The organism is Bacillus sp. AP50 (genome assembly GCF_040492675.1).
GTDB classification, from domain to species: Bacteria; Bacillota; Bacilli; order Bacillales; family Bacillaceae_G; genus Bacillus_A; species Bacillus_A cereus.
Genome location: NZ_JBEUTW010000321.1, coordinates 1 through 7361 on the forward strand (window position 1 = coordinate 1; position 7361 = coordinate 7361).

The window sequence follows — 7361 nt, forward strand, 5'->3', positions numbered from 1 at the left end:
ATAGGGAGGCGTATAAATGATCGTTAAACGTTTATTAATGATATGTTGTATCGTCATCTTGTTCATCCCTTTCTCTTTCATTCCCCCTCACTCTACTTATGCTGAAGTAAATACTGCATACAAAAAACATGAATTACGTGCTGTATGGATTGCATCTGTTCTGAATATTGATTGGCCCTCAAAAACTGGCTTACCCATTGAAAAACAGAAACAAGAATTTATAAGATTATTAGACGATGTAAAAAGCACTGGTATGAATGCAGTTGTTGTACAAGTTAAACCAACCGCTGATGCTTTCTATCCTTCAAATTACGGTCCTTGGTCTGAATACATTACAGGAACACAAGGAAAAGATCCTGGTTATGACCCGCTTGCATTTATGATTGAAGAAACTCATAAAAGAAATATAGAATTCCACGCTTGGATTAACCCATACCGAATAACGATGAATCACACCGATATAAATCGATTATCAAATAATCACCCTGCAAGGCAACATCCCAATTGGGTTGTCCCTTATGGCGGAAAGTTATATTACAATCCCGGTATTCCAGAAGTGAAAAAATTTATAACAGAAGGTGCTTTAGAAATCGTGCAAAATTACGATATTGATGCGCTGCATATGGATGATTATTTTTATCCATATAAAGTAGCCGGTGAAGAATTTCCAGATCAGAAAACGTACGAAACATATAATAACGGTAGATTTACAAATATAGAAGATTGGCGACGTAACAATGTAAATGAACTTGTAAAAGATTTAAATACTGCTATAAAACAAGAAAAATCATATGTAAAGTTTGGCATTAGTCCGTTCGGCGTATGGAGAAATATAGCTGACGATCCGACTGGCTCTAACACAACCGCAGGCCAAAGAAACTATGATGACCTTTATGCTGACACACGTGAGTGGATACAAAAAGGATATATTGACTACATTACACCGCAAATATATTGGAATATAGGTTTCACCCCAGCTGCATATGACATATTAGTAGATTGGTGGGTTAAAGAAACAAATAACAAACCGATTCACCTATACATCGGTCAAGCGGCCTATAAAATTAATAATAACTCCGTCCCTGCTTGGTCTGATCCAGAAGAATATCCAAGACAAATTGCATTAAACCGGCTATATCCTGAAATAAAAGGTAGTATGCATTTTAGCTTAAAAGATATTAATAACAATCCACTTGGAGCTAAAGATAGACTCTCAAAAGACATATATAAATATCCTGCATTAATTCCGCCTATGCCTTGGCTTGATCATGATCCACCAAAACAACCGACTTTAAAAGGTGCCATTCCAAGAGATGAAGGTATTGCAATCGGTATCATTGACAATAGAGATAATGATTCTACTTATTACGCTATTTACCGCGCGAATGGGAAAAATGAAGTGGATATACAAAATCCGAAAAATTTACTTACTACTGTAAGAAAAACAACACTTGGAGAAATTTATGTAGATAAAACCGCTATTTCTGGAGAAACGTATACGTATGTCGTAACTGCAGTTGATCGATTGCATAATGAAAGTGTGGCTTCTAGTCATACTACCGTTAGTGCAAAATAAAATCTCATAACAAAAAGCGCCCTAAAGCTGTGATACTTAGCTTTTAAGGCGCTTTTTGTTATTTATTCTTAAACTTCTCAGTCGCTGCTCTCATCTTCACATTTAAATCGTGATCAATTGAGTCGCGAATATCTCGCTCTACTACTTCCATTTCTTTTTGGAAATTTTCCAAGTAGATTTTCAGTTCTTCTTCTTTCTCTGGTCTTTGTGAAGGTGGTAATTGTACTACCAACGATAACATGGCCGTTAAATCTTTCATTAAGAACGTTTCAAGTTTATGTTGTTGTTCAAACATGCGTTGCTCTTGATAGTACGGAAGTGCATTCAATACTGAAATTGTAATATCATCAACCGTTCTTTGTAATGAAGGATTTATTGAGCGTTTATACGCTTGAATTGTATTTAATGCGTCTGGATAACGGTCATAAAAATACAATTTGTAAAATGATAAGTCTGTCGGTTTTACAGTTTGCTGTGTCTCTTGTCTTAAGAAATCTTTCACTTTCATCGCAGCTACATCAATATCTTCATTCGTAAGCTTTTTCGTAGTTTTTGCCATTACATGCACTTTTTTCTGCTTTTCTTTCGGTAACATCGAGAAGACTTGTTCTCTCGTACGTTGACCTGATGCACAAAATAGAGTATTTAATGTATTTTGTTCTTTCTTTCCTTCAGTGCGAATCCAGCGATAAAACAGTGGATGTTGTGTAAATTCTTGTAGAAACGGTATTGATTTGTTTGATAACTTGTCTAAAGAATCTTGCGCTCTTTTATATGGCTTCGTCCATGAAAAATACAGCTTCCGTCCGAAATATACGACTAAAACAACGACAGTAAATGCTATTAAAAGCAATGTACCGAGTAGTAATAATACTGTTTGAATGAAACTCATTTGTTCACCTCCTCTAATAATCCGTTATTTCCTTGGACGCTGAATGAGTTTCTGCTTCATCTCATCATTAAATGTGTCTAGTTCAATAACGAACTTCTTACTTGACTCGATAATACGTTCTGACGATTTTTCAGATGCTTCAATTGCAGCGAACACATTTTGGAATGATTCACGTAATTTATCCATGCTAATAGCAGGGTTTTCAAGCAATTTTGTCGTTTCTTCTGTATTTTGTTTTAACGCTTGAGAATTACTTAATACCATCGATTCAATTGCTTCATTTGTCGCATTCACTGCATCGATTGTTTTCCGTTGATTTGTTAACGCTAACTGAATAGCAGCTGAAACCGTTACAACGTTTTGCGTCATCGTAATTGCATTACGAATTGCCTCTGTTAACTTTTCATTATTTTTCTTAATAATGTCTACAGATGCGATAGATTGTAATAAAACACTTTTCGCTTGCTGCATATTACGTGTACGTACAAGTATCTTTTCTAACGCATCGTTAATTAATGGAATATCTCTTTGACGTTCTGGATTTTGTTTCTCAGCTTCCAGCATGCCAGCAAGTTTTTTCCCTAAGTATACTTGCTTATCAAGAGCGTGAATTTTATCATGCGATTGCTCTTTAAGCATTTCAAGACCAACTGTATCTTCTTGTAAGTTGTCACGACCAATTAGAAGGGATCTTATAATCTCCTCAATTTGCTTATCTATAGATTGATATTTATGCACGTATGTTTCAAGTGGATTTTTCTTGAATACTTTAAACATAATTTTCTTCATACCACTTGCTTTTAATGAATTCGGATCAAGTTCTGATACCACTTTTCGTAATTCTAACAATGTATTTGGAATTTCTTCGTTCTTTCCATTCATCATCGCTGTTACAGGACGTTTTAATGCTGACAACGTTTGTCCTGCTGCTTGTTGCTCTTTATCTCCTAAATCTCCTAGCTGAGACAATACTTTTGATAAATCTGTATTTTGCTCGCTATTTAACTTTTGTACATAAAGATCAGCTTCTTTATTCAGTTCCTCTAATTCTGCATCTTTTATAACTGTATCAACCACTACTTCTACATTATTATCTTTCACGATCGATACAGGTTCTTTTTTCTCGAGTTCAGTCAACAAAATCGCTCCTTTATTTATATGTGCGAATTTATATGCACTATATTTCATCTATTATATCGTATTTCATATACATTCTGATTGCTTGAAATCGATTTTTTTAGAAATGCCTGTTTATGCAGTCATTCCCTGTTTCTTACTATAAGTATACCTGTAAACAACATAATTTTCCTCAGACTTAAGACCTAGAGAACGACATGCTGAAGGCGGATTCTTCGTATGTTACTATAAATTATGTTCTCCTATCCTTCTGTACTCAATCTTTTGACATACACCCTTTTTCAATGTGATAATTATATTGCGCTCACTCCTATTTCTTCTTGCGCGCTACGAATGCTCCATTTTGAAATGCCAATAACACCGATTCAAACATTTCATCTTCTTCTATCATTTTTTTAAACTCGGCTAATTCATTTGCATGAGAGGTTGCGTTATCAACAACAAGAAAACCCTTTGGTTGTAAAATGCGTTTTATATGCTCAAGCCACCACATGTATTGCGTACGCTCTGAATCTAGGAAAATAAAATCAAATGAATGATCTAATTGCGCATCTAAAAATGCCCCTGCTTCTTGATTATGAACATCAATCCTTTGTAAAAGGTTTGCCTTTTCAAAATTGACAAGTGCCTCTCCAACTCGTTCTGAAGAAAGCTCTACAGTTGTTACATTTCCATTTGTTTCTTCTACCGCATTAGCTAACCACAATGTAGAATAGCCATTAGAAGTTCCGATTTCTAAAATGTTTTTTGCGCTACACCCTTTTACTAAAATTGATAAAAATTGCCCCATCTCACGAGTAATATTCCGTAATTTTTCTTCCCGTGTTTTTTTATTTCGATCATGCTCTTCTCCATATTGTTCAAGTTGAAATAATAATGAATCTAACGTATCCATTTTTTTCATCGCCTTTCCAAAGCAATATGATGAAAAAGCTCTTGCTGCCCGTCTACTTTCATTATATGCGAAACAAAGACCTTTTTCCTATTATATGACAAAGATTTGAATTTTTTTATAGCATATTGTTTCGTTTTTTGGTAAAGTTAATTTCTACGTGCAATTATTCCATTCATATTATTTCATATTAAAATTGCAGTTATTAAATTATATAAACCCCATTTAAATGAATCGGTATTTCAAATTCAATTAAGCGCCCTTTTCGGACGCATTTTCTTTGTTTATATATTTCCAGAAGAAAGGATGCTTACAAATGAACGTGATTAGCTTAGATGCTGCTCGAAAACGAAAGCAGCATAAAAAATTAATGATTACTATACCGATTATTACACGTATTTATGAAGAAGACGGGGAAATTAAATTTGAGGTAGCTGGCGAAAAAGATGTACCTCTTGAAATGTTGGAAAAATAATAAAAAACGCATTTCTGAAGAAATGCGCTTTTTTATATTTTTACATTTAAATGCATAAGTTTTTCAGGGTTAACCATCATATAAATATTTGAAATTTTCTCATCCTCAAATGCAAACGAAAGAACATAAGTTACTTTATTGTTTATTGTAACTATAACTCCTGGTATACCATTGACCATTTTGAAATCAACAGTGTACTCTTCTGTCAATCGTTGTGCAATCCCAAAGAACAAACGTATATGTTGTTGTTCGGCATAGCGCATAAAATATATTGCGAACCATTGGATCTTTTATTTCATTTTCTGCCCATGTAGTTAGACTCATTTTCGGAACTTCTCCTACATCTAAATTTCCTAAACGAATCATAAGACGTGAGAATTGTACTTTTGCAGACCAAGAAAGTAGTGGTGTTGATAAAATTGAGTAAAAATCTGTTGGGATAGTGAATATATCCCCTTTCCATATTCCATGTGCTTTTGTAGATGGTATTCCACCTGGAAGAGTCATACCAAGCTCATTAAAAGTTATAAACGCTGCCCCGCCTCTATATAAAGCATGTGCACCAAGATTCATGCAGATTCCATTTTTATTTGTAGTCATCCCTCGGCCACCGAATTGACTGGACTTTTCTAATACAATCACTTTCCTTCCAGCTTTCGCTAAATATATAGATGCTGTTAATCCAGCAAGCCCACCGCCAACAATTGCTATATCAAGTGTATTCATAATAAAATCCCTCCTTAATCGTTCTACATACAAGACGAACGATTAAGGAGGGATGTGACATAAAAATAAATTTTTATTATCCTACTTTATTTCATTACTTTTTAATTCGATCATATTGCATACGAAATAACTCAATTGCAAATGGAATATCCTCTTCACTCTTTAAATAATAACTGATCCATCCTGATTCAGGTAATACGTGATGTGGTTTTACCAAGCCTTGCTTCACTAATTCATCTCGCTTTAACTTCGGAAATGGTAAATCAGCTAATTTATCACCATGAAGATGGCCAAGTTCTTTCTTGCCATAATTTATTTCAATACCACCAAATCGATGCGGTTTTTCAGAAACACCCGCCCAGCTGAGTACTTCATTTCTAATCATTTCACTAAATGACATGAACATTCACTCCTTATAAATGATTGATGTAATTTTAAATTAACATTTTCATTACTTTTTTCCATCAATCCAAAGTATGAATGGGAATACGAATATAGTTTGGTCTTAACACCTTATTCTTTATGGAATAAGTGAATTTATTAAGCTACCGACAACAGCACAAAACAAAGACTAGACACATATCCTAATTTTGTAACCTAACTTACCTATAGAAAGGCGGGTAATACAATTGACTGCCAACATCGACTATACCTCCCCCACAACCAATTTTACTTATGATGTAAATAAAAGTAATTTTTTTCGGAAAGATGCCCAAAATTATATAAATGTACTTGGTATTAAACAATTAAATACTTTAGAAAATACTTCTTTATTAGATATTTATTTAAGTACAGGAAATGTTGTAGAACCACATATTCATCAAAATGCAGCTGAACTTGTTTATTGTATTTCAGGGTCTGCTGTTGTTTCTTTACTTAATCCATTTACGAATCAAATATTAAACTTACCGATAAAACCCGGGCAAGTTGCCAACATTCCACAAGCGTGGTGGCATTACGAAATTGCTACAGCAAATAATACTCATTTATTAGCTATTTTCAATGCTCCAACTCCAGAAGTTATTTTCGGTTCTGACATTTTAAGGTTAACTCCAGCTCATATGATGGCCCATACTTACTGTCTCAATGAACAACAATGGAAACAAGCGGTTTCCCCTATTCAATCAACTACTGTAATTGGTCCTCCGGCAAACTGCAATCAAAACCGTGAAATGAAAAATTATCCAACCCAGCCCCTCGCTCAACAACATAATCTGTATCACCAAGATTCTTATTACTTTCCTCTTTACTGGGGCTATTAATTTGTAAATTTTCAAAAGAATCATCATTTATCTCCTAGGAAAATACCAAGGAGATTTTTTTATTGTATCTTCTCTTCCTATTAAAAATAGTAACAATTGATAGTGTACATACATATAATATTTATATATTAAATTGGAGGTGATAGTACTATGAGTAATTATAACTATCGAAAAAACTACTCTTATAATAAAAATAGTAGCTCTTCAGCATCCTCTCAATCTTCCAATTCTCAATCTTCCAATTCCCAATCGCAAAGAGAATTAGCCGAGCAAGGCTATGTAAAGAAAAAAGGATGTAACTGTAATAAAAATAAATAGTTTATTTTATGGATGAATTCTTTTTTAAAAGAATTCATCTTTTTTTACTGACCGGAAATTTTTAAAGTTACATAACTTATTAC

Annotated in this window: 7 protein-coding genes and 2 pseudogenes; 3 read left to right on the forward strand and 6 right to left on the reverse strand. The window is 33.9% G+C overall.

Going from position 1 to position 7361, the window contains the following annotated elements; translation table 11 throughout:
- Nucleotides 1-16 precede the first annotated feature (16 nt).
- Entirely contained in the window at nucleotides 17-1576 is a 1560-nt protein-coding gene (locus ABWK52_RS21245) for a glycoside hydrolase family 10 protein (RefSeq protein WP_000636012.1), read from the forward strand.
- Nucleotides 1577-1634: 58 nt separating this feature from the next.
- On the opposite strand, the gene ABWK52_RS21250 is transcribed toward ABWK52_RS21245, so the two are convergent.
- The 3 genes from ABWK52_RS21250 to ABWK52_RS21260 all read right to left on the reverse strand — a co-directional run bounded on the left by ABWK52_RS21250 (nucleotide 1635) and on the right by ABWK52_RS21260 (nucleotide 4509).
- The gene (locus tag ABWK52_RS21250) at nucleotides 1635-2468 is read right to left on the reverse strand and encodes a DUF3974 domain-containing protein (protein ID WP_000008378.1); all 834 of its coding nucleotides are present in this window, start codon (nucleotides 2466-2468) and stop codon (nucleotides 1635-1637) included.
- Between the two features lie 24 nt (nucleotides 2469-2492).
- Entirely contained in the window at nucleotides 2493-3605 is a 1113-nt protein-coding gene (locus ABWK52_RS21255) for a toxic anion resistance protein (RefSeq protein WP_000137396.1), read from the reverse strand.
- A gap of 310 nt (nucleotides 3606-3915) precedes the next feature.
- A complete protein-coding gene (locus tag ABWK52_RS21260; protein WP_002196489.1) occupies nucleotides 3916-4509 on the reverse strand; it encodes an O-methyltransferase in 594 nt (197 codons plus the stop codon).
- A gap of 304 nt (nucleotides 4510-4813) precedes the next feature.
- Here ABWK52_RS21260 and ABWK52_RS21265 point away from each other — a divergent pair, with 304 nt between their 5' ends.
- Nucleotides 4814-4972, forward strand: a complete 159-nt coding sequence (locus ABWK52_RS21265) for a hypothetical protein (RefSeq protein ID WP_001100984.1) — start codon at nucleotides 4814-4816, stop codon at nucleotides 4970-4972.
- A gap of 32 nt (nucleotides 4973-5004) precedes the next feature.
- Here ABWK52_RS21265 and ABWK52_RS21270 read toward each other — a convergent pair.
- The 3 genes and pseudogenes from ABWK52_RS21270 to ABWK52_RS21280 all read right to left on the reverse strand — a co-directional run.
- Nucleotides 5005-5214: pseudogene (locus ABWK52_RS21270) on the reverse strand (RNA polymerase sigma factor SigJ); the annotation flags it as partial.
- Nucleotides 5204-5698: pseudogene (locus ABWK52_RS21275) on the reverse strand (FAD-dependent oxidoreductase); the annotation flags it as partial. The pseudogenes ABWK52_RS21270 and ABWK52_RS21275, both read right to left, overlap by 11 nt.
- Nucleotides 5699-5792: 94 nt before the next feature.
- Entirely contained in the window at nucleotides 5793-6098 is a 306-nt protein-coding gene (locus ABWK52_RS21280) for a luciferase domain-containing protein (RefSeq protein WP_000010319.1), read from the reverse strand.
- A gap of 229 nt (nucleotides 6099-6327) precedes the next feature.
- Between ABWK52_RS21280 and ABWK52_RS21285 the strand changes: the two genes are divergently transcribed.
- On the forward strand, nucleotides 6328-6960 hold the full coding sequence (locus ABWK52_RS21285; protein ID WP_000126334.1) for a cupin domain-containing protein: 633 nt from the start codon (nucleotides 6328-6330) through the stop codon (nucleotides 6958-6960).
- The last annotated feature ends 401 nt before the right edge of the window (nucleotides 6961-7361 follow it).

Bases quoted from the DNA above. Each gene is read 5' to 3' on its own strand.
- ABWK52_RS21245 (WP_000636012.1), top strand. From the start codon at position 17: ATGATCGTTAAACGTTTATTAATGATATGTTGTATCGTCATCTTGTTC.
- ABWK52_RS21250 (WP_000008378.1), bottom strand. From the start codon at position 2,468: ATGAGTTTCATTCAAACAGTATTATTACTACTCGGTACATTGCTTTTA.
- ABWK52_RS21260 (WP_002196489.1), bottom strand. From the start codon at position 4,509: ATGAAAAAAATGGATACGTTAGATTCATTATTATTTCAACTTGAACAA.
- ABWK52_RS21265 (WP_001100984.1), top strand. From the start codon at position 4,814: ATGAACGTGATTAGCTTAGATGCTGCTCGAAAACGAAAGCAGCATAAA.
- ABWK52_RS21280 (WP_000010319.1), bottom strand. From the start codon at position 6,098: ATGTCATTTAGTGAAATGATTAGAAATGAAGTACTCAGCTGGGCGGGT.